Raw genomic sequence first — 24,026 nt, forward strand, 5'->3', positions numbered from 1 at the left:
GAAACAAAGTACAGCCAGCGATCGATCTAGATGAAATCAACTTTGATCGGAATTTCTACTAATCCCTTTCAGGGATTGAAACTCATCGAAAGGCCAGGAACTTGATTTTCCAAACTAAGCTCATCGGAATTTCTACTAATCCCTTTCAGGGATTGAAACTTAGGGAGAGGAGAGAAGAGAGAAGAGAGAGCGAGATCGGAATTTCTACTAATCCCTTTCAGGGATTGAAACGGGTGCAATTGCTTTCGCCATAGCTTTTTACCTTATCGGAATTTCTACTAATCCCTTTCAGGGATTGAAACTTACTCCTTCTTCAAGACAAAGGCTGATGAAAGATCGGAATTTCTACTAATCCCTTTCAGGGATTGAAACGAGCGTCTGGACGTGCGTATGGAGAGCCAGTGGAATCGGAATTTCAACTAATCCCTTTCAGGGATTGAAACTAAAGCTTTTAAATCCAAAACGTCAGCAGTGCCTTTTATCGGAATTTCAACTAATCCCTTTCAGGGATTGAAACACCAAAGGCATAACTCTCCCGAACATAAAACACGATCGGAATTTCTACTAATCCCTTTCAGGGATTGAAACGAAAGATAAATCGCGCCCATCTGCTTAGCCCAATCGATCGGAATTTCTACTAATCCCTTTCAGGGATTGAAACTCTTGGCTCCAATGGCTAAAAAGATTGGAAGTAGCAATCGGAATTTCTACTAATCCCTTTCAGGGATTGAAACCCCACGTAGGCCAGGTGCGATTGCTCAATCTCTCGCAAATCGGAATTTCAACTAATCCCTATCAGGGAATGAGGGACAGGGTAAGGGAAAATTCTTTATTTACCCCTTCCCCGCCAAGAATCATAACAGACAACAGAAAATTTCCTGTAAATTGATTAGTTTATTTTGTCTCAGAAAGTGTGAGTAAGAATGCTAAATTTTCCTCAGTTTTTAAAGCGTGGGGAGCATGAGCAGGCATAAACACAAAAACACCTGGTTCTAAAGTAATATCTTCCCCTTCTAAAGTGAGAATTCCCTTGCCTTCAATCACATTAATTGTAGCGTTGCGAGTGGCAGTATGTTCTGAAATTTCTGTGCCACCCGCCAGACAAAACAGTGTGTACTGACAGTTATTGTCCTTGAGCAAAACTTTACTTAATACTCCTCCATTAGGATATTCAATTTGTTCTTTAAGTTGAGCTACAAAAGATGAGGTTGCTAAATTTGTAGAAGTCATAGTTTTTGCCTGTAGTAATTGATGAGTTGCTAGTTAATTTTTTTGAGCGACTAAAACGATGTAACCTAAATCTTGCTGGTATTTTTGAAAAATGCGGTGCATGGCTAGAATTCGTTGGCGAATTTGCGAATTACTTACAACATTCCAAAGAATTTTAGCGGTACTAAATAATCCTTCATCCTGAATCATTCGTCGCAGGTTGAGTAATGCCATACTGCCAGTTTGATGCTGTTTAACTTCTAATCCAGCATTAGCAAAACTAGCGATCCAATTTGCCTGAGATAAAGGTGATGTATTACTTCTGATGACTCTGGCTAATTCTTCATGAATTTCTGTTTCTCTGTTATTAGCTAACATTTCATGAGACAGAAATTTACCACCTGGTTTTAGTTTGTTATAAATTCCATTTAAAATGTTTACTTTTCCGGGTGCTGATTGCATTGATAAGATTGCTTCAGCAAATACATAATCAAACTGTCCAGAAATTGCTTCTAAGTGGAAAATATCTCCTTCAATAATTGTAATTTTATCTGTTAAACCAGCAGCCTGAATATTAGCACGCGCACGGGCTACACTGGCAGGATTTTTTTCTACACCTACTACTTTGACACCAAAGCGTTGGGCAAGTGCGATCGCGCTATATCCAAAACTAGAAGCTAATTCTAAAACAGTCTCATCAGGTTGAAAATTTGCCCATTTAAATAGTTGTTCTGTCGCAGATTTTCCGCCCGGACGCAAAATTTTCTTGCCTGCTGCTGCTAACACCTGATGTCCAGGTGCAGTTTGTAAATTGATTGTTGTCTGAGTCATCTTGGCAACCCTCTTTCTGTCTTAGCTTTAGTTTGCCAAAAACGTACAATTAGATCTTTGACTTAGATCAAGTTTCCTATTCTCTCTGGCAACATTTTCTGCAAATTAATAAATGCCCTAGAATTAAACTCAGATTTTGCAGTAGGGGAGGTTGAACCTCCCTTCTCTCGTTCCCAGGTTGAACCTGGGAACGAAAAAGCTATTCAGGGCGAAGCTGAGTAACACAAAAATTTTCCAAAACATCTGGAAATAGATGATTTACTGTTCCCTCTTCTGTATTTTTAAACAATGCTGTAAACGCACCAGCGCCTAACCTATCTTGAGGAAAAATTCGGTAACAGGGTATGGTGGTTAAGTGCGATCGATAATTCCGTAAATGCTCAACCTCGATCGCCTGAAAATGAGGAAACTTCTTAATTAACCATTGACACACTTCCTCATTTTCTTCCGGCGAATAAGTACAAGTCATATAAGCTAAATACCCTTGAGGTGCGACAATTTTTGTCGAATTAGCAATAATTCTTTTTTGCCTATTCGCACATTGATTAATATTAGCTGGGTGGAAACAACCCACAGCTTTTTCACCTTTCGCTAACAAAGATTGCCCTGTACAAGGAGCATCAACTATCACTAGATCGCTAGTTCGAGCAAAATTTTCTGCTAAAACACTAGAGTCTCTATTCATTACAATAGATGGCTGAATTTGGCAACGTTTTAAATTAGAAATTAACATTCCCAACCGTTTACCAATTACCTCATTACTAATTAATAATTCTGGTTGGAAAACTCGCCAAGCAAAAATTCCCTTTCCTCCCGGCGCAGCACACATATCAAAAACTACCTTTACCGGAGAGGTAATTGTTAACAGAACAGAAGCAGCAAACACCGAAGAAAAATCTAAGCAGTAATAATAACCTTGATTATGTAAAGGAGATTGACCCGGTTTGCTATCTAAAGTTAATCTATCAATAAATTCTGGTTGCCAATCAGTGGGAGTTTCAACCAAAAAAGGCAATTCATCTAGTTTTTCTCGACACCAAAGAATGCAAGGATTAAAAGGTTGAGGTTGAGATAATGCTGTAACAAATTTTTCCTGTAAATTGGTATCTGTAAATAAACGGCGACTAAGTTTAATTAGTAAGTTAGGAGTTTTTTCCATATAGTGACGTTATACAAACTGTCCTATTTAAGTCAAAAACACAGATTAGCTAGTTAAACTAAATCTATGCCAGTTATATTTTAGACTGGAATGTGTCTATAAGAATCTTCTTTTAGTTGGAAAGATGAGATTTTTTTGAACCGCTCCAGGCGCAGAGGACGCAGAGGAAAGAGATGGAGGAGTTTATTATTTATTTAGGATGGTTGTATGGTTTCAGATAAGTTTCGTCACCAGTTACGTCAAGAGGCTAAAACATGGCAAGCTGAGGGGTTAATTAATGAGTCGCAATATGAACTATTATCCCAACGCTATCAATTTAATACCCTTGATACTTCTGCTCGCAATAGATTTATTGTCATTCTCATTGGCTTAGGAAGTCTGCTTTTAGGGTTGGCTGTTATTACTTTTGTTGCGGCAAATTGGCAAGATTGGTCAAGAGAATTGCGGGTTTTTCTATTACTGAGTGTATTTGTAGGGGTGAATATTGCTGGTTTTTATTTATGGCGATATCCTACTGAACAATGGCAAAATCGTTTGGGTCGGGGATTGTTATTTTTAGGGGCGCTAATATTAGGTGCAAATATGGCACTAATGGCGCAAATGTTTCACCAAAGTGGTTCCCCTGCTGGATTATACATAGTTTGGGGAATTGGTGTGTTGGCAATGGCTTATAGTTTGCGTCTAACTTTGTTGGGAATTTTGTCAACTTTGTTAATCGGAATTGGCTATTGGTGGGGATTTTTTGAACTGTCTGGATTAGAAGATTTTTCTTGGTTGAAGTTGGTTTTACAAAATATGCCACTGTTAGCAAGTTTGATGTTTATTCCGTTAGCCTATTGGTGTCGATCGCGTTGGTTATTCGGTATCAGTGCAATCTTAATCATTGTGTCTCTGGAAATAACCTTAACTCAAATCGAGTTTCCCAATAAATTTTTAGCATCGTTAATTAGTACCACTGCTTTTGTTTTACCTCCAGCTTTATTATGGGGATATGATGATAATTTTTGGCGATTTAGATTAATTGATGATTCCTCAAGTAAGCCGTTTCAAATCATAGCAAGGAATTTGACCTTAACTTTTTTGGCAGTGTTATATTATATGTTTTCTTTCCAATTTGTTTGGAATGATACACAGCCAAGTCTAGTTAAACAATTCAATCCAAACGATGTTTTATTACTCATAAATGTCATCTTCTTTTGGGTACTTACAATTTGGCAATGGCTACATTTAGGGCAACGGATGGATCGAATTACTGCGGTTGTTGGTAGCATGATTGCGATCGCAGCATTTGTCCTGTTATTTCATCTCAACATCGCCCCTATTTCCGCATTCGCTATCTTTGTTTTCAACGCTGTTTTATTTATTCTGGCTGCTGGTTTAATTCGCGAAGCTTTAGCAACAGGTGAAAGGCGCGGATTTTGGGGTGGCATAATATTGCTGACATTACAAATTGCTAGCCGAATGTTAGAATATGACACCAATTTGTTATTTAAAGCCTTTGTTTTATTCCTTTGCGGTGTTGGTATTATTGCTGCCGGACTCTGGTTTGAACGTTATCTCAGAAACTTTAATCCTGAACAATAAACTAGGACTTACGCACTGAGATCCCCCAACCCCCTTACCAAGGGGGCTCTGTTAAATTCCCCCCTTGGTAAGGGGGGCTAGGGGGGATCTAAGTTTCAGGCAGAGAGAGGGTAATTCCTATAAACTTAGGATTTTTTTTACCACAGATATCCACAGATAAACACAGATGAACACAGATGAATACTAATAATAATTCGGAAATTTCTCCTACTGTCCGTTCTTGGAGATTTTGGCTACCTTTGGCTTTTCAAACGGCGTTAATAGTGGCTATTCCTGCTCAAGCTATTTTGGTTCATTTAACCGGAAAAACTGCTATTTTGCAAACTGTACCAGTTGATCCTTACGACTTATTACGCGGTTATTCTCAAACTCTGACTTATGATATTTCCCGATCGCAAACTTTGGAAAAGTTACCAGGTTGGAACAAGTTAAATAAGGAAAAAAGGGAAAATTTAAACTTGTATGTGATTCTAGAAGCACCCCCAGAACAAACTTCTTCCGGTCGTCCTCAACCTTGGAAACCTATTGCTGTAAGTGCTTCCCCACCAACTAATTTACCTGCTAACCAAGTTGCTCTTAAAGGTCGATTACGTTACGGTACGATTAATTATGGATTGGAAAATTACTATTTCCCCGAAGATCGGAGGGAACAGTTCAACAAAGATATTAGTCAGGCGCAAACAGGAATTGAGCGATCGCAACGAAAACCTTTACCCTTTGTTGTAGAAGTGAAAGTAGATGCTCAAGGTAACTCAGTCCCTGTTAGTTTGTGGGTGCGCGATCGCAACTACCGTTTTTAAAACTACTCGTCACGCTTCATTTGCCAAGTCGCACCAAGTCCCGCACCCATTCCGGCAATTAACCCTGTACTCATACCTTGGATGGTTGACATCAGAGGACTTTGAGTTATGCACTGTTTGCTGGGCGAATCTGCTAGCCAACAACGATTGCTTTCTGCCCAGCTAGCAGTTCCTCCCAACACCACACCCACTGTGCTGCACGCCAAAATATATAAGAAGAAGCGATTAGCTTTTTTAACTTGTGGGCGTTGCTTTTTTCTATCCATAGAAAGATGTAATTTTTTAAACTACTTGTCTAATTCCGCTTAATATATTCTGCCCTTAAAACTGATAAATGTTATCGTTCTTTTATTAGCAAATCTAAAGTTAACACCGTGAAAAACCGTTTTAATATAAGCAAAACTGATAATTATCTGGTTGAAAACATGGAGGAACGACAAAAATCTAAAGATCAAATCCTTTACTTCTTGAAAATGCAGGGGGCGCAAACTGCCACCACCATTGCCAAACAGCTGGGAATATCGCCAATGGCTGTCCGCCAACATTTACAAGTACTGCGAACTGAAAAATTGGTGACATACTACGAAGAACGCCGCCCTCAAGGTCGTCCGGTTAAGCTTTGGCATTTGACAGAACATTCCACCAGCGAGTTTCCCGATAGTCATGCCGATCTAATGGTCGATTTGTTGCGGGGAGTCGAAACAGTTTTTGGCACTGCTGGATTAGAAAAACTTTTGGCGGAACGCGCTGGGCGACAAATTCAAGCTTACACGGCTAGAAGTGTTGAGATTGCTAAAGGCAAAGATTGGGCGCAAAAGGTAAAAGCGATCGCCCATTTACGAGATCGAGAAGGCTATATGACGGAAGTCATTTCTCAAGCCGATGATGCCTTATTGTTAGTAGAAAATCACTGTCCTGTGCGATCGGCTGCTAGCAGTTGTCAGTTATTATGCCATTCCGAATTAGAAGTTTTTCGCACTTTATTAGGCGCACAAGTTTCTATTCAAAGAGTAGAACATATTTTGCAGGGCGATCGACGTTGTGCTTATTTAATTAAAAAAATCTAGTTTTGGGTAATTGTTAGTGTGGGTAGATTACCAACTACCAATTACCCACTACCCACTACCTCTTAACTAACTAATCAATCCGCAAATTATAAGGTAATCGAGCATAAATATTAAGCGGATCGTTGAGGTTGGATAAAACTTGCAATTCCTCCTTTAAATATTGATAAGTTTCCGCAAAAGGGCCAAACTTCATCACAGTATTTACTGGCTGTTCTTCACTAGAAATACTTGGTGCATAGCTAAACAAATTTTTGAATATTCGTTCTTCTAAAGAACCACTTCTACCAAATTGTTTTAGCTCCCAATCATCACCTAGTTTTGCTTCTTTAGCAGCATATTTAACTGCCTCATTGATGCCACCAATTTCATCCACTAAACCAATTTGTTTTGCTGCTAAACCTGACCAAACTCGTCCTTGGGCAATTTCTTGAACTCTGGTAGGTGGTAGCTTACGGGAATCTGCAACTTTACCAACAAACTGATAGTAAATCAGGTTTACTGAGGTTTGGTAAATTGCTAATTCTTGCGGGTTTTTCGGACGAGCCACAGTTTGGGAATCAGCAAAACGACCAGTTTTTACCACATCCCAAGTCACGCCATTATTATTAGCTAATTTTTGCAAGTTTGGTAAGATTCCAAACACACCAATAGAACCAGTAATCGTGTTTGTTTCGGCAAAAATTCGATTGGCATAAGTGGAAATCCAATAACCACCAGAAGCAGCATAATTCCCCATTGAAACTACTACTGGTTTCACCTGACGAGTTAATTTTACTTCTCTTTGAATAATCTCAGAAGCACTAGCACTACCACCAGGACTATTAACCCGTAAAATTACTGCTTTGACATCTTTATTTTGCCGTAGTTGGCGTAGTTGGCTGGCAATGCGATCGCCTCCCACCTGCCTTAAAGTTCCTTGTCCACTGACAATTTCTCCTTCAGCATAAACAATAGCAATTTTATTTTTTGATGTCCGTTCTTGACCGACTTCGTTAGCCGGAACTCTGGCATAAGTGTTCAGGCTAATTTGGCGAAAAGTTTTTTCATCTTCATCATCACTACCAGTCAGTTTTTTTAAGTCAGTTATTACCTCGTCGAAATAAGCTACTTTATCTACTAGGCGACTTTTTTGGGCTTCTGTCGCTATTAGCAAACTTTTATTGTCTGCGATCGCCTGAATTTGTTGCGGAGTTAATTGGCGACTTTTGCCCACTGTAGCGCGGAAATCACCCCAAATATCGTTTAATAATCTTTGCGTTTGTTGACGGTTCTCTGAACTAAATTCTTTGAGAATAAATGGTTCTACCGCTGATTTATATTTACCAACTCGCAGTATCTGTACTCCAATACCATATTTCTCTAAAGCACCACTAAGAAACATGGTTTCTGAACGCAAGCCATTGACTTCCACCGCACCCATCGGATTAACTATTAGGGTGTTTGCGACTGAGCCTAAATAATAATTTGGTTCATCCCAATCTAAATCATAAGCAATAATCTTTTTCCCGGTAGCTTTGAAGTTTTCTAGTGCTCTTCTCACTTCTTTGAGAGTAGCAAAACCTGAAATTCCTGAGTCTGATTCGCCATTGCCATCTAAATAAATAGCGACAATTCGTTTATCTGCTGCTGCTTTATTAATTGTTTCTAAAACTGTGCGGAGAGTCAGTGCATTGTCTCTTTCTCCTGATACAGCTTTTTGTAAAAATTCACCTGTACCTGAGCCGGGGTTAGTATCAGTAATTTTAGTTGATAAGTCAAAAACTAAAACTGATTTATCTTTTACTTGTGGCCCGGTATCTTTAATTGCTGCTGAAATCAGCAAGAAAATTAATCCTCCAGTACCCAGACCAAAGAATATCAGAATACCAAGGAAACTGGCAAAGGTGTATTTGAAAAAATCACGCATTTTAGTCGTCAATTGTTAGTGATTAGTCGTTAGTTGTTAGTTGTTAGCTGTTTTGCTAGCAACGACTACTACCAACTACTAAACACTATCCTAATCTTTTTAAGGATTTTGAGTGTTTCAAATCTTTGAGAGTAGCATTGCCTGTACAAAACAACACTGTGGTAATCTCTGCGATTAACACCTGCACTAGTTCATGTAATGCTGCTTCTGAGACAGCGGCAGCTTGCAAAAAGGGCATTGCTAGACCTGCGAGATCTGCGCCGAGTGCGATCGCTTTCGCTACCTCCACGCCATCTCGCAAGCCCCCAGAAGCAATCAAAGGTACATCAGGCGCAACATCGCGGATGCTAACAATACATTCCGCAGTAGGGATGCCCCAATCCGTAAAAGTTTGCCCTAAACGTCGCTGCATGGGATCTTTTGCCCTTTCACTTTCCACTTTCGCCCAAGAAGTACCACCCGCGCCAGCCACATCAATGGCAGCTACACCCGCATCAATTAACTTTTGTGCCATTTCTCCAGAAATTCCATTACCGACTTCTTTGGCGATTACAGGTACAGGCAATTTTTTACACAACTTAGCGATTTTGTCTAACAATCCGCGAAAGTTAGTATCTCCTTTCGTTTGGACGCATTCTTGCAATGGATTTAAATGTAAAATTAAGGCATCTGCGGCTAATAAATCAATGACTTTTTCACATTGATCGATGCCATATTTATAGTTTAATTGTACAGCCCCCAAGTTAGCGAATAAAAGTGCATCTGGGGCGTGCGATCGCACCGCAAAAGTTTTCCCCACCTGCGGATCTTCGACCGCTACCCTTTGGGAACCTACACCCATTGCAATTTTATAATGTTGCGCTATTTCTGCCAACCTTTGATTAATTTCCCCCGCAAATTCTGTTCCACCAGTCATCGAAGATATTAGCAAAGGCGCACCTAACTTTTTACCCAAAAAATTAGTTGTTAAATCTATTTCATCTCGATTAATTTCTGGTAAACAACAGTGAGTAAATTTATATTTTTCCAGACCATTAGTTGTTTGCTGAAATTGTACAGATTCTTCCAGACAGATTCGCAAATGGTCTGCTTTCCGTACCTGAGTTTCTGCCATAAATTTAGCTAATGTAATTACTATATAGCATCATTATAATTCTGATTCCCTTAAAATTTTTACTCAGGCTCTAAGGTTTTATTAAATCTACCCCATCCTTACCATCCAACTCTTGCACATAAACTTTCACCTGTTCTTCTTTAGCAGTTGGTAATTGTTTGCCAGTAAAATCCGGTTGAATGGGTAACTCCCGATGTCCCCTATCCACCAACACAGCCAAAAAAATTGATTCTGGTCTACCATATTCAATTACTGCATTTAATGCAGCACGAACAGTTCGCCCCTTGTAAATTACATCATCTACAAGTACGATCGTCTTTCCCGAAACATCAAAAGGAATCTCAGTTTTCAAAGGAGCTCGCATTCCAATCCGATCCAAATCATCCCGATAAAAAGTAATATCCAAAGCACCCACAGGCACTTCTATTTGTTCCAATAAATTAATTTGCTTCGCCATCAAATGCGCCAAAGGCACACCCCCAGTTTGAATCCCCAACAAAGCCAACTTAGACAAATCAAGACACCTTTCCACCACCTGAGAAGTCATGCGGTTAACAGTGCGTCTTACCTCTTCCGCCGAAAGTATTTCAATTACCTTACCACTCATTGAGCACTCCTATTAGAGTTGTAAACCTCTCCTTCTCTTCCCTCTGCGTCCTCTGCGTCTCTGCGGTTTCAAAAAATTTATAAAAAACCTCCTCTTCTCCTTTTTCTTCGTGTCCTTCGCGTCTTACGCGCTACGCGCACGCGGTTCAAACAAATTAAAAATTTAGAGGTTTCTAAAACCTCTAAATTTCCACTAATTCCGCAATTGCACAGGCATAATCAAATGAGTAGCTTTTGCACCACCCAAAGGCTGTAAAACCACCGGACTAGTAGCAGTATTCAACTGCATTTGCACCTCCTGAGTACTAATATTTCGCAAACTTTCCATCAAATACTTCACATTGAAAGCAATCTCCATACTGTCCCCTGAGAACTGAATCGGAATCGTTTCTCTCCCACTACCCACATCCTTAGCTTCAATAGATAAAGTCATCTTTTGATTATCAGCATCCAGAGTAGCCTTAACAATTTGATTTTTCGGGTCAGTCAAAACTGAAATCCGTTCCAAAACGCTTAAAAACTGCTTTCTTTCCACAGTTAAAGAATTACTAAAACCTGGAGGTAATAACTGACGATAAGCTGGATATTGTCCCTCAAGTAAACGAGAAGTAATCCGTTGTTCTAACCATTCAAAAACTACTTGACCTTGACCAAAATGGAGAGAGACAAGCTGTTCAGGAGTTTCAGAATTTCCTGATTGTTTCATCCGTAAAATTCTTTCTAATTCCGCCAAAGCCCTAGCAGGAACAGTAGCATTTAAATCTAAATCTTCATCATCTATATCTGCTGCTTCTTCCAGTTGATTAAAAGTCTCAACCATTGCTAATCTATGACCATCAGTAGCAGCAAATTCTAAACCTTCATTACCAAAAGTTAAATGAACTCCGGTTAATACTTGTTTAGTTTCATCGCCACTAGTAGCAAAGAGAGTTCCATGTAAACCTTCGATTAAAGTTTCTCCTGATAAATTAACAGTTTGCCCATCTTCAATAGAGGGTAATTCAGGAAATTCTTCTGCACTCATTCCGCGAACTTGGTAATTTCCAGAAGCGCAGGTTAAAGTTGCGATCGCAAGTGTCTCATCATCACTTACCGTCATCTCCCCATCCGGTAAACGGGAAACAATATCATTCAGCAACTTAGCAGGTAGCGTAATAATCCCATCTTCCGCAACTTGGGCTACAAAGCTAGTCTTAATCCCCAAAGTCAAATCAAATCCAGTCAAGCTAACTCGCTGCGTTTCCTTGTCTGCTGTCAACAAAACATTTGCCAGTACAGGATGTGTCGGGCGCGAGGGAACTGCACGACTGACTAAGGAAAGGTGGTTATTAAGGTCATTTTGAGAACAAATGAATTTCATTGCCGTTCAGATTTTCAAGTGCAGTAACTCTGGCAAACTTTGCTCAGAAGGAGATCCTATCATTTTCAGGCGATCGTTGCCGCTTCCGAGTCGTTAGACATCTCCAGAAATTAAAGGTGCGCTACCACCGAACTCTTGTAGAGACGTTGTATACCAACGTCTCTACAATCTTTGAAAGGAGATGTCTATTCAGCTTTCAATCAACAACTTTCAGTCCATTTTAATGGACTTGAGCTATTAGCCCGGAAATTGATTTCCGGGCTAATAGCTCCCAACGGCAGGTGCAAGATCTCAGCAAACCTAGCCATCAATATTTTTGTATTTTTATATACTTTATTAACAATTTTGTTATCAAGCCTGTGGAAAATGTGGAAAAACACTGAAAATAACTGCCATATCTGTTTTTCAGATTTATCATTCTGTGGAAAACTTGTGGAAAAAACCCCTAAGTTTTCCACAGAGTATTTGTACTCAAAGCTTTTTAGTCTAACATCCCGACTTTTTCCCAAATTTCCCCCAGAATAAATTACGGGCGAGTTTAGCCTTATTTGTTAACAGCCCACGAATAAAATTGATATCATGTCCGGCTAATGAGCGGCATCCTTAAATCCAAAACCTTGTACAGACGTTATACCCATCCCATCCTGTAGAGACGTTGTATACAACGTCTCTACAGGATGGAATCAAGCGGACATGATATGAAATCAAAACCTACATCCCTGATAAACTTCAACCTACCCACCATCTCGCTATGACTCGCATTACTCGTCGCCATCTCCTACAATCAGCTGCTTCAGCATTAGCAGCCCTTGGCATTAATCAGTTATTATTCCAACAGCAAGCGCACCGCTATGGACAAGCCTTGGCTCAAAGTACCTCGCGTAAACTAGGATTAATTGTTGACATTCTCGTGATGGTGGGAGGAATGTGTTAGTTTCCTCTGATGAAACAACATATCAGCAACAGTGGTTATCGCGGTTAAATATGTCGCCAGAACAGTTTGTTAAAGGCTACCGCACAGGTGTTGCTAAAGGTGTGGTATTAGCGGCAACTGCACCTAACCAAGTGGCACGAGAAATTAATATTAATGGGTTTAAAGCGGGTATATTTAGTTATTTACTTACCCATTACTTTTGGCAGGAAAATAGCAATATTGAGCAAATATTTCCGAAGATTCTGCCAGAAATTCCGAAAACTTTTAATCAACAGCCTCGTTATGAAGTGAAAGTGGGAACTACCTATCAGCAGAAACCTTTGTATTTTATTAATTCTCCTAATTCGGCAGCACAGGCGGTGGTGACGCGAGTTAGTGGGGATACTGCTAATTTGTGGTTAGGGGGAGTTGATTTGCGAAAGGTGAATGCGGGAACGGTTTTTACTGCGGTTAAGGGGACAGGACAAGTGAAAGTTTTGTCTCGCAATGGGGTAGTTGCACAGGCAAAGATTGAGAAAGCAGTAACCGAAGGAACGCCTTTGCGTTTGATAAGTTAAATAGATATCTCCAAAAAAGATTGTAGAGACATTGTATACAACGTCTCTACAAGGGTTATTTCTCGTTCCCAGGTTCAACCTGGGAACGATGTCTGGGAGGTTCTACCTCCACTGCTCCAAAATCTGAATGTGATTTGCTCATTGATAATCTATTTTTTAGGTAAAAAATATGACTCAAGAAATGCGTCAAGAAATCGTTAAGTTAGCCAGAGAATTACCTGATGAACTGTTAACAGAAGCTTTGGTATTTTTACAGACTCTCACACAAGAAGCACAGAAAACTCACCCGGATAATTCGGCAACTATTGAACAGTCTGAATTTGAAAAGGCAATGCAAATTTATAAACAAGGGAGTGAGAAGTATAAAAATGCGTTACGAGAATTAGCTTAATGAATGAACCGTTATGGATTTCTGAAGAAATTGTGCGAGTCATTCATCAGGATCAAATTCAGCAGCATGGTGGCAGTTTAGGGATCAGGGATGAAAATTTACTGGCTGCAAGTTTGGCTAGACCAAAACATTTATTTGCTTACGATGAACCTGATTTATTTGACTTGGCTGCTGCTTATGGTTATGGTTTGGCGAAAAATCATCCATTTATTGATGGTAATAAACGCACAGCTTTTATGGTGATGTATGTTTTTCTTGGATTAAACAGGTATTTGATAGAAGTTCCTGAAAAGGAGGTCGTGCAAATAATGGAACGGTTGGCAACTGACCAAGAAAATCAGGAATCTTTAGCCCAATGGTTAAGGAAAAATTCTGGATTAATGTAAGTTGCTAGTTATGAGTATAGGCGTTGTTGATCCCCCTAAATCCCCCTTAATAAGGGGGACTTTGAATTCCGGTTCCCCCCTTATTAAGGGGGGTTAGGGGGGATCAAAGCTGGAACTAACAACTTGAGTTATTAGCAGAATGATGTTAATGCTTGCTCAGGGTAATGGGTAAAAAAATGAACAGAAAAACAAGTCAGAACAAATTGGTTTTTGCTTTTCTCAAGGGCGTTTCAGTATCGGGAATTATCCTTGGGGCGTTGTTATCGGAGTCGGTAATAGCCACTTCCAAAACCTCAGATATTGGGTTTCTTCTAGGCATATCTAATGACCAACCAACTGAACTCAAGAAACCCGTTTTCTTACCCCATCAAAACACGATCATCGCTCAAAACAGCAGCAACTCAGAAGCGGATAGACTGTTGCAAGAAGGCTTCCAACTATTTCAGCAAGGAACAGCAGAATCATTACGGGCAGGTTTGGAAAAGTGGGAAGCCGCCCGTCAACTCTATCGCGCTGCTGGGGATAAAGGAAAGGAAGCCTTAACGCTGCTGTTGATCGGCAGAATTAATGACGACTTGGGAGAAAAGCAGCAAGCCCTAGACTACTACAACCAAGCTTTACCCTTAACACGGGCGGTGGGGGATCGAGGGGGGGAAGCCGCAACTCTCAGCAATATTGGCAGTGTGTACAACTCTCTGGGAGAAAAGCAGAGAGCTTTAGACTACTACAACCAAGCTTTACCTTTATTACGGGCGGTGGGGGATCGAGGGGGGGAAGCCACAACTCTCAACAATATTGGCAGTGTGTACAACTCTTTGGGAGAAAAGCAGAAAGCTTTAGACTACTACAACCAAGCTTTACCTCTATCACGGGCGGTGGGGGATCGAGGGACGGAGGCCAAAACTCTCAACAATATTGGCAATATGTACTACTCACTGGGAGAAAAGCAGCAAGCCCTAGACTACTACAACCAAGCTTTACCCCTATTCCGGGCGGTGGGGGATCGAGGGGGGGAAGCCGCAACTCTCAACAATATTGGCAGTGTGTACTACTCTTTGGGAGAAAAGCAGAGAGCTTTAGACTACTACAACCAAGCTTTACCTTTATTAAGGGCAGTGGGGGATCGAGGGGGGGAAGCCGCAACTCTCAACAACATTGGCTTTGTATACGACTTACTGGGAGAAAAGCAGCAAGCCCTAGACTACTATAACCAAGCCTTACCCCTAAGAAGGGCGGTGGGCGATCGCGGGGGGGAAGCCACTACTCTCAACAATATTGGCAATGTATACGACTCACTGGGCGAAAAGCAGCAAGCCCTAGACTACTACAACCAAGCTTTACCCCTATTCCGGGCGGTGGGGGATCGAGGAGGGGAAGCCACTACTCTCAGCAATATTGGCACTGTGTACAACTCACTGGGAGAAAAGCAGAGAGCTTTAGACTACCTCAACCAAGCTTTATCTCTAAGACGGGCGGTGGGCGATCGCGGGGGGGAAGCCACTACTCTCAACAATATTGGCAATGTATACGACTCACTGGGAGAAAGGCAGCAAGCCCTAGACTACTACAACCAAGCCTTACCGATATCACGGGTGGTCGGGGATAGAGGGGTGGAAGCCACTACTCTCAGCAATATTGGCACTGTATACGACAACCTGGGAGAAAAGCAGAAAGCCCTAGACTACCTCAACCAAGCTTTATCTCTGAAACGGGCGATGGGGGATCGAGGGGGGGAAGCCACTACTCTCAACAATATTGGCAATGTGTACTACTCTCTGGGAGAAAAGCAGAAAGCCCTACACTACTTAAACCAAGCCTTACCCAGATTACGGGCGGTGGGCGATCGCGGGGGGGTAGCCCTAAATCTCTATAATTTTGCCTACCTCAAACGCAGCCAAGGCAACCTCACCGAAGCCCTAACAGACATCGAAGCCGCCGTTACCATTGTCGAAGACCTCCGCACCAAAATCGGTTCTCAAGAACTTCGTCAATCCTACTTTGCCACCGTTCAGGATTATTACCAGTTCTACATCGACCTGTTAATGCAACTGCACCAACAAAACCCCAACAAAGGATATGATGGTCAAGCATTGTACATTAGCGAACGCGCCCGTGCCCGAAGTCTCCTCGAACTCCTCACCGAAGCTACTGCTAACATTCGTCAAGGTGTTGACCCCAAACTGTTAGAACAAGAACGCAATTTACAACAACAACTCAACACCTTAGAAAATCGCAAATATCAACTACAAAGCGGTCAATATAGCGAACAAGAACTAAATGAAATTAAACAAAAAATCAATAATCTTCTCGAACAACTCAAACAACTAGAAGCCCAAATTCGCATCAATAGTCCCCGCTACGCTGACCTGAAATATCCCCAACCTTTAAATCTCCAACAAATTCAACAACAGGTACTCGATGACGATACTTTACTTTTACAATATTCCCTTGGTGAAGACCGCAGTTTTCTTTGGGCAGTCACCAAAAACAGCATTACCAGTTACGTACTTCCCAAACAAAGTGAAATCGAAGCTGCTGTAAAAACTTTCCGCGAATCTGTCACTAAAAATAATACCGCAACTCTCGATACCGGACTGCCACTGAGTAAAATACTTCTCGCCCCTGTCGCCAATCAATTGGGTAATAAACGCTTACTAATTGTAGGAGATGGAGCATTACAATTTGTTCCCTTTGCGGCATTACCTCTCCCCAATTCTCCCACCAATCCGCTATTAGTCCAAAACGAAATTGTCACTCTTCCTTCTGCCTCAACTGTTGCCATTCAACGTCGCCAACTGCAAAATCGAACACCTGTCGCCAAAACTGTCGCCGTGATTGCCGATCCGGTTTTTAGTCCCAAAGATTCTCGGATTACAGGCAATTCACCCGCACCAACTAACAATACATTATCCGAGCTTAGTTTGAATCGCGCTGCTCGTAACTTAGGTTTAGGGGAAGATGGAGGTGGGAGAATTTTCGATCGTCTGAAATTTACTCGCACTGAAGCTGATAAAATTCTCGCCTTCGCCCCACAAGCGCAACGTCTGCAAGCTTTTGATTTTGATGCTTCTCGCCAAACAGCAACTAATCCTGATTTAGCCCAATATCAAATTATCCATTTTGCCACTCACGGTTTACTCGATCCCGTCAATCCTGAATTATCAGGAATTGTGCTGTCTCTTTATGATAAAAATGGCAAATCTGAAGATGGTTTTTTGCGCCTGCAAGATATCTTTAATTTGAATTTACCTGCGGAATTAGTAGTTTTAAGTGCTTGCGAAACTGGATTGGGTGAAAATGTCAAAGGTGAAGGTTTGGTGGGCTTGACAAGAGGCTTTATGTATGCAGGTGCAAGGCGGGTGGTGGTGAGTTTGTGGAGTGTGAATGATGCGGCTACTTCGGAGTTAATGGCGAAATTTTATCAGAAGATTTTGCAAGGGAGGGAGAATCCGGTTCAGGCTTTGCGAGAGGCACAATTGGAAATGTGGAATTCTCAGGATAGGCGTTCTCCTTATTATTGGGCGGCTTTTACTGTGCAGGGGGATTGGCGGTAATAAATACTTGGTAAATTAGTGTAGGGGCGTTCGCGTAGCGTGCCCCTACGATATTTCGATATTTCGATATTTCGATATACAGCGATTTGCGCTGTTATGAGGTACACCTAATATAGTGGTAATGGCTGTAAGGAATAACTTTGGTAATTGCTGAATGTACCTCATAACAGAGGGAACTGCTGTAAGTTTTATCCGCGACTTGCTAAGTTAATGCGATCGCTCAACTGCCGCAAACTCTGTGCCATACTCGGATCGCTATCTCGCAACTGAGCAATTTTGTCACAACTATACATCACAGTTGTATGATCTTTGCCTCCAAATTCTTCACCAATTCGCGGTAAACTCAATTCAGTATGTTGACGCATCAAATACATTCCAATTTGTCTTGCTACACTAATTTCCCTTCTGCGAGAATTACCTTTTAAATCATCAATAGGCACATTAAAAGCATCAGCAATTACAAGTAAAACTGCTTCTGGAGTTACCATTACTTTCTCAGTTGGTGGATTTAAAATCGGCGCAATATTTTCCACCGTCATCGGTAATCCAGAAATTGACATATAAGCCACAGCCCGAATTAATGCACCCTCTAATTCCCGGATATTAGAAGTATAATTAGTAGCAATATATTCAATTACCTGACGAGGCAATCGCATATTTTCATATTCGGCTTTCTTTTGCAAAATTGCCATTCTCGTTTCTAAATCCGGGGGTTGAATATCAGCAATTAAGCCCATAGAAAAGCGGGAACAAAGCCTTTCTTGTAAACGAGGGATTTGATTTGGGGGCCGATCGGACGCTAGAACCACTTGTTTCCCAGCTTCGTGTAAAGTATTAAAAGTATGAAAAAACTCTTCTTGGGTATATTCCTTACCTTCAATAAATTGAATATCATCGACTAAAATTACATCAGCCGCCCGATAATGTTCCCGAAAACTCTGCATACTATCCTTACGAATTGCCGCAATTAAATCATTAGTAAATTGCTCAGTAGAAACATAAAATATTTTAGAATCAGGGGCAATTTCTAAACGGTAATGACCGATCGCTTGCATTAAATGAGTTTTTCCTAAACCAACTCCACCACAGAGAAACAAAGGATTAAACTCTCTTCCGGGAGATTCCGCCACTGCTAAAGATGCAGCGTGAGCCATGCGATTATTTGGCCCAACTACGAATCGGGAAAAAACGTGCTTAGGATTGAGAGTGTTTGGTTTTGGTCGATGTCTCTCTAGATTTTCGGAAGTTTTAGCCTCGTCTGGTAGAGGCCAAAAAATTTGTGTGTCAGCATTAATAGAAGTTTCCTCACCTTGGTCAACAGTGAAGTAAATTTCTACTCGATGACCTAAAATGTCTTGTACCACATCTGCGATCGTCTTGATATAGTACTTCTGAAGCCAATTTCGCGCAAATGGATTAGGTGTCCGAATCACCAAACAATTATTTTCCAGCTGTTCAGGCGATGCGGTTTTAATCCAAGTTTCAAAAGTGGGGCGGCTTAATTGTACCTGCAACCGTTCCAATACTTGACTCCAGAGACTCTCAAGACCAACGTCCACAAGCTTTTCCCCTAGTGCTAACAGGCAAAACTCAATTATGTCATCAGCTTAGCAACTCTACAGTCAGAGATCTAAACTAAGCAAGGTTAATCGTGTTCGTGCAGTATAAGAATTAGATGCTTGATTTACTAAAACCATGACCTTGGCCAATTTTTCGGGAAAAAAACCAACTATTCATCGGGTGTTGCTAGTCTTAGTGGCAGGAATAGCATTTTTCACAGGCTGTTCTCAGCCTTCTGCTAAAAAGAGTGAAAGTGATTCATCAAACAATGAAATTCAAAATACTCCCATTCCTGTTTCCCAAACGAGTCCCCGAACTTCTAATTTTGTGGTAGAAGCGGTGGAAAAAGTTGGCCCAGCAGTGGTCAGAATTGACTCTTCCCGCAATATCAAGACAGATATAACCGAGGGATATGGCGATCCATTTTCTCGCCGCTTTTTTGGTGCTCCTCCACCTTCTCAGAGAGTGCAACGGGGAACGGGATCGGGTTTTTTGATTAATGCTGAAGGACAAGTTCTCACAAATGCTCATGTGATTGATGGTGCGGATACAGTTAAGGTAACGCTTAGTGATGGTCGTAGTTTTTCAGGTAAAGTTTTAGGTGAAGACAAAGTAACTGATATTGCAGTGGTAAAAATTAATGCTAATAATTTGCCTACGGTTGCTATAGGTAATTCGGAACGGTTACAACCAGGAGAATGGGCGATCGCAATTGGTAATCCCCTTGGTTTAGATAAAACTGTTACTGTGGGTGTAATTAGCGCCACTGAAAGAAGCAGTTCCCAAGTCGGTGTTCCCGACAAACGCATTGGTTTTATTCAAACAGATGCTGCCATTAATCCTGGTAATTCGGGAGGGCCTTTGTTAAACTCTCGTGGTGAGGTAGTTGGGATTAATACAGCAATTATTGGTGGTGCTCAAGGTCTAGGTTTTGCCATTCCAATTAATCGAGCCCAACAAATTGCCCAACAATTAATATCCAAAGGGAAAGTTGAACATCCTTTCATCGGCGTGCAAATGGTAGATTTAACTCCCGAAGTTAAAGAAAGGTTGAAAGCTGCTAGCGATGGCAAAATTAATATTACTGCTAATCGAGGAGTTTTAGTTATTCGGACTGTACGTAATTCTCCCGCAGCTAGCGCAGGAATCAAGCCCGGAGATATAATTCAAAAAGTTGGCGATCGTACTGTCACCAAATCCGACCAAGTACAGGAAGAAATCGAGAAATATAAGGTTGGCGATCGTTTACCAATCCAACTCCAACGCGATAACCAAACTCAGAATTTACAAGTTCAGCTTGGCACTCTTCCTACTGCCACAACAATGGATGAGGAACCTTAAACTAATAGTTAGTTACTATATTAATTATAAGTTGCTAGTTATACGTTTAGACGTTTTTGCTCTCCCGAAATCTTTCCTAAAAAGGGGAAATTGGGGGTTATGGGTAATTAACCGACAATCTATATAGCTAGCAACTTGAGTTATCAGTTGCAGTTTTCTTAATCCCAAATGTTGAATCACCATGTTTGAAATTTTACAAATCTCCCAACTTGGTAATCCTATCTTACGTCAACAAGCACAGACGATTCATGATGTTCATGATGAACGAATTCAAAAACTAATTGATGATTTAATTAATACTGCCGTATCTGCAAATGGCGTTGGGATAGCTGCACCCCAAGTAGCAGAATCATATCGTCTATTTATTGTTGCGTCTCGTCCCACTCTCAGGTATCCCAACGCTCCCTCAATGCCTCCAACAGCAATGATTAATCCTCGTATTGTCGGACATTCAACAGAAGTAGTGAAAGATTGGGAAGGTTGTTTGAGTGTTCCGGGAATTCGCGGTTTAATCCCTAGATATCAAGCAATTGAAGTTGAATACACTACTAGAGATGGCAAGTTAGAAAAACAAGAATTAACCGATTTTGTCGCCAGAATTTTCCAGCATGAATACGATCATCTCGACGGTATGGTATTTTTAGATCGCCTAGAAACCACCAAAGATATTATCACCGAACAAGAATACCAAAAAATCATTTTCTAAAATAGGTTCGTTGTAACGACTTCAGTCGTCCCGTTCTTCAAGAGGAACACTGAAGTGTTCACAACGAACCTCATGATTTACATCCTTTCCAATACTTGAATTCCTAATAAAGATAATCCCAGCTTAAGAGTTCTAGCAGTAATATCGCAAAGAATTAACCGCGAACTTCTTTGCGGTTCTTCTGCTTTCAATACCGCACATTCTTCATAAAACTTGTTAAACTTCTTGCTCAGTTCATACAAGTACTCACAAAGACGATTAGGTAACAAATCTTCCTCAATATTTTTCAGGACTTCGCTAAGTTGTAGCAAATGTTTTGCTAACACCAATTCTTCCTCTTCTTGCAATAAGACTTTAGCATCTTTTTGTAATCGCTCAAAGTCTATATTACCCTTACGTCCAATGCTACGAATCCGCGCATAAGCATAAAGTAAATAAGGTGCGGTATTCCCTTGCAGAGAAAGCATTTTATCGAAGCTGAAGACATAATTGCTATTACGATTTTGGCTTAAGTCTGCATATTTAACTGCACTAATACCAATTACTCGAGCAACATTAGCAATAAACTCTTCAGATTCTTGGCGATTATCATTTTGTAGTCTAGCTTCTAAATCGGCACGGGCGCGATCGATCGCTTCGTCCAATAACTCTTTTAACCGTACCGTTTCCCCGGAACGGGTTTTTAACTTCTTGTTATCTTCACCCAGTACCAAACCAAAAGAAACATGAACTAATTCTACAGCATCAGGAATCCAACCAGCCCGTTTTGCTACTTGGAAAAACTGTGCAAAATGATTCGCCTGCCCTGCATCAGTAACATAAATAATTCTCTCTGCATGATCTTGAAAAATCCGATAACGTAATGCAGCTAAATCCGTAGTTGCATAGTTATAACCACCATCAGATTTTTGCACAATCAAAGGCAAAGGTTGACCTTCTTTGTTACTAAATCCTTCAAGGAAAACGCATTTCGCACCAGCATCTTCTTCTAGTAATCCTGTTTTAGCTAAATCTTCGACAACATCTGGCAACAAAGGATTATAAAAAGATTCACCCCTTTCAGTTAAATTGACATCTAACCAATCATAAATTAATTGAAATTCCCGTCGTGACTGTTCGCAAAGTAACTGCCATGCCCGACGCGAATCTTCCGCACCAGACTGTAGTTTGACAACCTCTTTCCTTGCCGTTTCTTGGAAAGTTTCATCTTCATCAAACCGCTTTTTAGCTTGCTTGTAAAAGGTAACTAAATCACCTAAATCAACGGCATTAGCGGTAGTCAAAGCTTCTGGGCAAACCTCTCTCAAATAAGCAATCAACATTCCAAATTGAGTTCCCCAGTCTCCCACATGATTCAGTCTGAGAACATCTTCTCCTTGAAATTCTAAAATTCGGGCAATACAATCACCAATAATTGTTGAACGTAAATGTCCAACGTGCATTTCCTTAGCAATGTTAGGGCTAGAAAAATCAACAATTACTCGTTGGATATTTTTAGTTGGTGAAATTCCTAAACGAGGATCTGTTTGAATAGCATTTACTTGCGCTTCTAAATATTCCGGTTTAATTGTTAAGTTAATAAAACCAGGCCCAGCTATTTTTGGAGTTAGGCAGATTTCTCCTATTTGCAGATGCTGAATTATTGTTTCTGCGATCGTTCTTGGTGCTTGTTTCAGTTGCTTGGAAAGCCCCAATGCAGCATTAGATTGATAATCACCGAATTTAGGATTGCTAGCAGGTACTAACATCGGATCTACTTCAGCATAATCCGAGCCAAAAGCGGCAATCAAGGCTTGCTGAAATTTCGTTTTTAGTTCTTCAATAGTGGAATTCATGGGAATCTTTGCTTACAAACTAAGCAGGTGATCTTTTAATTCATGGTATTCATATCCAGCTTCATACTCACATCTAACCAAGTAGAACGAGTAATAGGTGCGCTGGTGGAGATATAGTCTATCCCAGTTTCGGCTATTGCACGAATATTCTCCAAAGTAATGTTGCCTGATGCTTCAATTTTGATCCGATTACTACACTGACGGATAATCTCTACCGCTTGGTACATAATTTCTAGTGGCATATTATCTAACATGATAATATCCGCACCATGTTCTAGAGCTTCTTTGATTTGATTAATGTTTTCAGTTTCTACTTCGATTGTTAGCGGAAACGGCATTTGAGCGCGAATCCTAGCGATCGCATTTCCAATTCCACCAGCCGCCTGAATATGATTATCCTTGATCATCACCGCATCATCCAAACCCATGCGATGATTCACAGCGCCTCCTACTTGCGAAGCATACTTTTCCAATAATCTCAAACCAGGTCTAGTTTTGCGAGTATCCACCAATTTTACGGGTAAATCAGCAATTTTATCAGCATATTGCCGAGTCAGACTCGCAATCCCACTCAAGTGCATCACTATATTTAACGCTACCCGTTCTCCCATTAATAACGCATCCGCAGGGCCATGTATTCGCGCAATTACATCCCTTTTCTCGCACCAAGTTCCCTCAGCAACGATCGGCACAAAGCGAACTTGCTGACTCATCAACTGAAATACCCTAGCTGCGATAGGTAAACCTGCAATAATCCCTACTTCTTTAGCAATCCACTCTGCCCTTCCCACTCGCACCTGTCCTGATAATAGACTCTGCGTAGTGCGATCGCCCCGCCCCAAATCCTCCAACAACCAATTCTGTAGGATAGAATCCAAAACCAACCAAGATGGCAAAACAGGAGTTCCACTAACCACTGAAATTTTTTCCTTATGTAACTTTGAGCCTTCTGGAGATAACTTAACTCAAAACCCTCTCTAAAAGAGCGTTCTAACCTTACCAAAATTTTTTTTGCCGAAAAGCTTGACAAAGCGTATTAGGGTTGATAGATTAGTAAAGCGGTCGAGAGGAAGCCGAGCGAAAGTGAAGCACTCAAGACGCGCCCGAACCTAGAAAAAAGTATAGT

At 40.9% G+C, this 24,026-nt stretch carries 21 protein-coding genes and 1 CRISPR repeat array (1 of these 22 cut by a window edge); of the genes, 10 read left to right on the top strand and 11 right to left on the bottom strand.

Annotated elements, in window-relative coordinates:
- Nucleotides 1-809: a CRISPR direct-repeat array (repeat unit 37 nt; unit sequence ATCGGAATTTCTACTAATCCCTTTCAGGGATTGAAAC); it begins 4,452 nt to the left of the window's first position.
- Nucleotides 810-894: 85 nt separating this feature from the next.
- From IQ264_RS15385 to IQ264_RS15395, 3 genes are all read right to left on the bottom strand, one after another.
- Nucleotides 895-1,230, bottom strand: coding sequence for a cupin domain-containing protein (locus IQ264_RS15385; RefSeq protein ID WP_193981673.1), 336 nt, complete (start codon nucleotides 1,228-1,230; stop codon nucleotides 895-897).
- 33 nt (nucleotides 1,231-1,263) lie between these two features.
- Entirely contained in the window at nucleotides 1,264-2,040 is a 777-nt protein-coding gene (locus tag IQ264_RS15390; protein WP_193981674.1) for a class I SAM-dependent methyltransferase, read from the bottom strand.
- 199 nt (nucleotides 2,041-2,239) lie between these two features.
- The gene (locus IQ264_RS15395) at nucleotides 2,240-3,199 is read right to left on the bottom strand and encodes an RsmB/NOP family class I SAM-dependent RNA methyltransferase (RefSeq protein ID WP_193981675.1); all 960 of its coding nucleotides are present in this window, start codon (nucleotides 3,197-3,199) and stop codon (nucleotides 2,240-2,242) included.
- Nucleotides 3,200-3,406: 207 nt separating this feature from the next.
- Here IQ264_RS15395 and IQ264_RS15400 point away from each other — a divergent pair, with 207 nt between their 5' ends.
- Complete coding sequence (locus tag IQ264_RS15400; protein ID WP_193981676.1) at nucleotides 3,407-4,783, top strand: DUF2157 domain-containing protein; 1,377 nt, start codon at nucleotides 3,407-3,409, stop codon at nucleotides 4,781-4,783.
- 176 nt (nucleotides 4,784-4,959) lie between these two features.
- Entirely contained in the window at nucleotides 4,960-5,583 is a 624-nt protein-coding gene (locus IQ264_RS15405; protein WP_193981677.1) for a GDYXXLXY domain-containing protein, read from the top strand.
- Nucleotides 5,584-5,585: 2 nt separating this feature from the next.
- Here IQ264_RS15405 and IQ264_RS15410 read toward each other — a convergent pair whose 3' ends face one another.
- Complete coding sequence (locus IQ264_RS15410) at nucleotides 5,586-5,849, bottom strand: hypothetical protein (protein ID WP_193981678.1); 264 nt, start codon at nucleotides 5,847-5,849, stop codon at nucleotides 5,586-5,588.
- A 108-nt stretch (nucleotides 5,850-5,957) separates the two neighbouring features.
- Here IQ264_RS15410 and IQ264_RS15415 point away from each other — a divergent pair, with 108 nt between their 5' ends.
- A complete protein-coding gene (locus tag IQ264_RS15415; RefSeq protein WP_322744699.1) occupies nucleotides 5,958-6,650 on the top strand; it encodes a metalloregulator ArsR/SmtB family transcription factor in 693 nt (230 codons plus the stop codon).
- 70 nt (nucleotides 6,651-6,720) lie between these two features.
- On the opposite strand, the gene sppA is transcribed toward IQ264_RS15415, so the two are convergent.
- The 4 genes from sppA to dnaN form a co-directional block, all read right to left on the bottom strand.
- On the bottom strand, nucleotides 6,721-8,556 hold the full coding sequence (gene sppA, locus IQ264_RS15420; protein ID WP_193981679.1) for a signal peptide peptidase SppA: 1,836 nt from the start codon (nucleotides 8,554-8,556) through the stop codon (nucleotides 6,721-6,723).
- An 85-nt stretch (nucleotides 8,557-8,641) separates the two neighbouring features.
- Nucleotides 8,642-9,670: a type 2 isopentenyl-diphosphate Delta-isomerase gene (fni, locus tag IQ264_RS15425; protein WP_193981680.1), complete on the bottom strand. Its 1,029-nt coding sequence runs from the start codon at nucleotides 9,668-9,670 to the stop codon at nucleotides 8,642-8,644.
- Nucleotides 9,671-9,740: 70 nt separating this feature from the next.
- Nucleotides 9,741-10,277, bottom strand: coding sequence for a bifunctional pyr operon transcriptional regulator/uracil phosphoribosyltransferase PyrR (pyrR, locus tag IQ264_RS15430; protein WP_193981681.1), 537 nt, complete (start codon nucleotides 10,275-10,277; stop codon nucleotides 9,741-9,743).
- A 192-nt stretch (nucleotides 10,278-10,469) separates the two neighbouring features.
- Nucleotides 10,470-11,636, bottom strand: a complete 1,167-nt coding sequence (gene dnaN, locus IQ264_RS15435) for a DNA polymerase III subunit beta (protein WP_193981682.1) — start codon at nucleotides 11,634-11,636, stop codon at nucleotides 10,470-10,472.
- A 751-nt stretch (nucleotides 11,637-12,387) separates the two neighbouring features.
- Here dnaN and IQ264_RS15440 point away from each other — a divergent pair.
- The 5 genes from IQ264_RS15440 (at nucleotide 12,388) to IQ264_RS15460 (ending at nucleotide 17,458) form a co-directional block, all read left to right on the top strand.
- Nucleotides 12,388-12,570, top strand: a complete 183-nt coding sequence (locus IQ264_RS15440) for a hypothetical protein (RefSeq protein ID WP_193981683.1) — start codon at nucleotides 12,388-12,390, stop codon at nucleotides 12,568-12,570.
- Entirely contained in the window at nucleotides 12,564-13,127 is a 564-nt protein-coding gene (locus tag IQ264_RS15445; RefSeq protein WP_228061567.1) for a hypothetical protein, read from the top strand. Before IQ264_RS15440 ends, IQ264_RS15445 begins: the two co-directional genes overlap by 7 nt.
- Before the next feature lie 169 nt (nucleotides 13,128-13,296).
- The gene (locus IQ264_RS15450) at nucleotides 13,297-13,518 is read left to right on the top strand and encodes a hypothetical protein (protein WP_193981684.1); all 222 of its coding nucleotides are present in this window, start codon (nucleotides 13,297-13,299) and stop codon (nucleotides 13,516-13,518) included.
- Nucleotides 13,518-13,904 carry a type II toxin-antitoxin system death-on-curing family toxin gene (locus IQ264_RS15455; protein WP_193981685.1) on the top strand — a complete coding sequence of 129 codons (387 nt, stop codon included), beginning with the start codon at nucleotides 13,518-13,520 and terminating at the stop codon, nucleotides 13,902-13,904. Before IQ264_RS15450 ends, IQ264_RS15455 begins: the two co-directional genes overlap by 1 nt.
- A gap of 176 nt (nucleotides 13,905-14,080) precedes the next feature.
- Nucleotides 14,081-17,458, top strand: a complete 3,378-nt coding sequence (locus tag IQ264_RS15460; protein ID WP_193981686.1) for a CHAT domain-containing protein — start codon at nucleotides 14,081-14,083, stop codon at nucleotides 17,456-17,458.
- A 188-nt stretch (nucleotides 17,459-17,646) separates the two neighbouring features.
- Here IQ264_RS15460 and dnaA read toward each other — a convergent pair whose 3' ends face one another.
- Entirely contained in the window at nucleotides 17,647-19,017 is a 1,371-nt protein-coding gene (dnaA, locus tag IQ264_RS15465) for a chromosomal replication initiator protein DnaA (protein WP_193981687.1), read from the bottom strand.
- 136 nt (nucleotides 19,018-19,153) lie between these two features.
- Here dnaA and IQ264_RS15470 point away from each other — a divergent pair, with 136 nt between their 5' ends.
- Together IQ264_RS15470 and def are read left to right on the top strand one after the other, a co-directional pair.
- Nucleotides 19,154-20,359, top strand: coding sequence for an HhoA/HhoB/HtrA family serine endopeptidase (locus IQ264_RS15470; protein ID WP_193981688.1), 1,206 nt, complete (start codon nucleotides 19,154-19,156; stop codon nucleotides 20,357-20,359).
- A 181-nt stretch (nucleotides 20,360-20,540) separates the two neighbouring features.
- Nucleotides 20,541-21,065, top strand: a complete 525-nt coding sequence (gene def / locus IQ264_RS15475; RefSeq protein ID WP_193981689.1) for a peptide deformylase — start codon at nucleotides 20,541-20,543, stop codon at nucleotides 21,063-21,065.
- A 77-nt stretch (nucleotides 21,066-21,142) separates the two neighbouring features.
- On the opposite strand, the gene argS is transcribed toward def, so the two are convergent.
- Nucleotides 21,143-22,900, bottom strand: coding sequence for an arginine--tRNA ligase (gene argS / locus IQ264_RS15480; protein WP_193981690.1), 1,758 nt, complete (start codon nucleotides 22,898-22,900; stop codon nucleotides 21,143-21,145).
- Nucleotides 22,901-22,935: 35 nt separating this feature from the next.
- Nucleotides 22,936-23,817, bottom strand: a complete 882-nt coding sequence (nadC, locus tag IQ264_RS15485) for a carboxylating nicotinate-nucleotide diphosphorylase (protein ID WP_193981691.1) — start codon at nucleotides 23,815-23,817, stop codon at nucleotides 22,936-22,938.
- Nucleotides 23,818-24,026: the final 209 nt, after the last annotated feature.

This window comes from [Phormidium] sp. LEGE 05292, from assembly GCF_015207735.1.
Taxonomy (GTDB): domain Bacteria; phylum Cyanobacteriota; class Cyanobacteriia; order Cyanobacteriales; family Aerosakkonemataceae; genus Floridanema.

Bases quoted from the DNA above. Each gene is read 5' to 3' on its own strand.
- IQ264_RS15385 (WP_193981673.1), bottom strand. From the start codon at position 1,230: ATGACTTCTACAAATTTAGCAACCTCATCTTTTGTAGCTCAACTTAAA.
- IQ264_RS15390 (WP_193981674.1), bottom strand. From the start codon at position 2,040: ATGACTCAGACAACAATCAATTTACAAACTGCACCTGGACATCAGGTG.
- IQ264_RS15395 (WP_193981675.1), bottom strand. From the start codon at position 3,199: ATGGAAAAAACTCCTAACTTACTAATTAAACTTAGTCGCCGTTTATTT.
- IQ264_RS15400 (WP_193981676.1), top strand. From the start codon at position 3,407: ATGGTTTCAGATAAGTTTCGTCACCAGTTACGTCAAGAGGCTAAAACA.
- IQ264_RS15405 (WP_193981677.1), top strand. From the start codon at position 4,960: ATGAATACTAATAATAATTCGGAAATTTCTCCTACTGTCCGTTCTTGG.
- IQ264_RS15410 (WP_193981678.1), bottom strand. From the start codon at position 5,849: ATGGATAGAAAAAAGCAACGCCCACAAGTTAAAAAAGCTAATCGCTTC.
- sppA (WP_193981679.1), bottom strand. From the start codon at position 8,556: ATGCGTGATTTTTTCAAATACACCTTTGCCAGTTTCCTTGGTATTCTG.
- fni (WP_193981680.1), bottom strand. From the start codon at position 9,670: ATGGCAGAAACTCAGGTACGGAAAGCAGACCATTTGCGAATCTGTCTG.
- pyrR (WP_193981681.1), bottom strand. From the start codon at position 10,277: ATGAGTGGTAAGGTAATTGAAATACTTTCGGCGGAAGAGGTAAGACGC.
- dnaN (WP_193981682.1), bottom strand. From the start codon at position 11,636: ATGAAATTCATTTGTTCTCAAAATGACCTTAATAACCACCTTTCCTTA.
- IQ264_RS15440 (WP_193981683.1), top strand. From the start codon at position 12,388: ATGACTCGCATTACTCGTCGCCATCTCCTACAATCAGCTGCTTCAGCA.
- IQ264_RS15450 (WP_193981684.1), top strand. From the start codon at position 13,297: ATGACTCAAGAAATGCGTCAAGAAATCGTTAAGTTAGCCAGAGAATTA.
- IQ264_RS15455 (WP_193981685.1), top strand. From the start codon at position 13,518: ATGAATGAACCGTTATGGATTTCTGAAGAAATTGTGCGAGTCATTCAT.
- IQ264_RS15460 (WP_193981686.1), top strand. From the start codon at position 14,081: ATGAACAGAAAAACAAGTCAGAACAAATTGGTTTTTGCTTTTCTCAAG.
- IQ264_RS15470 (WP_193981688.1), top strand. From the start codon at position 19,154: ATGACCTTGGCCAATTTTTCGGGAAAAAAACCAACTATTCATCGGGTG.
- def (WP_193981689.1), top strand. From the start codon at position 20,541: ATGTTTGAAATTTTACAAATCTCCCAACTTGGTAATCCTATCTTACGT.
- argS (WP_193981690.1), bottom strand. From the start codon at position 22,900: ATGAATTCCACTATTGAAGAACTAAAAACGAAATTTCAGCAAGCCTTG.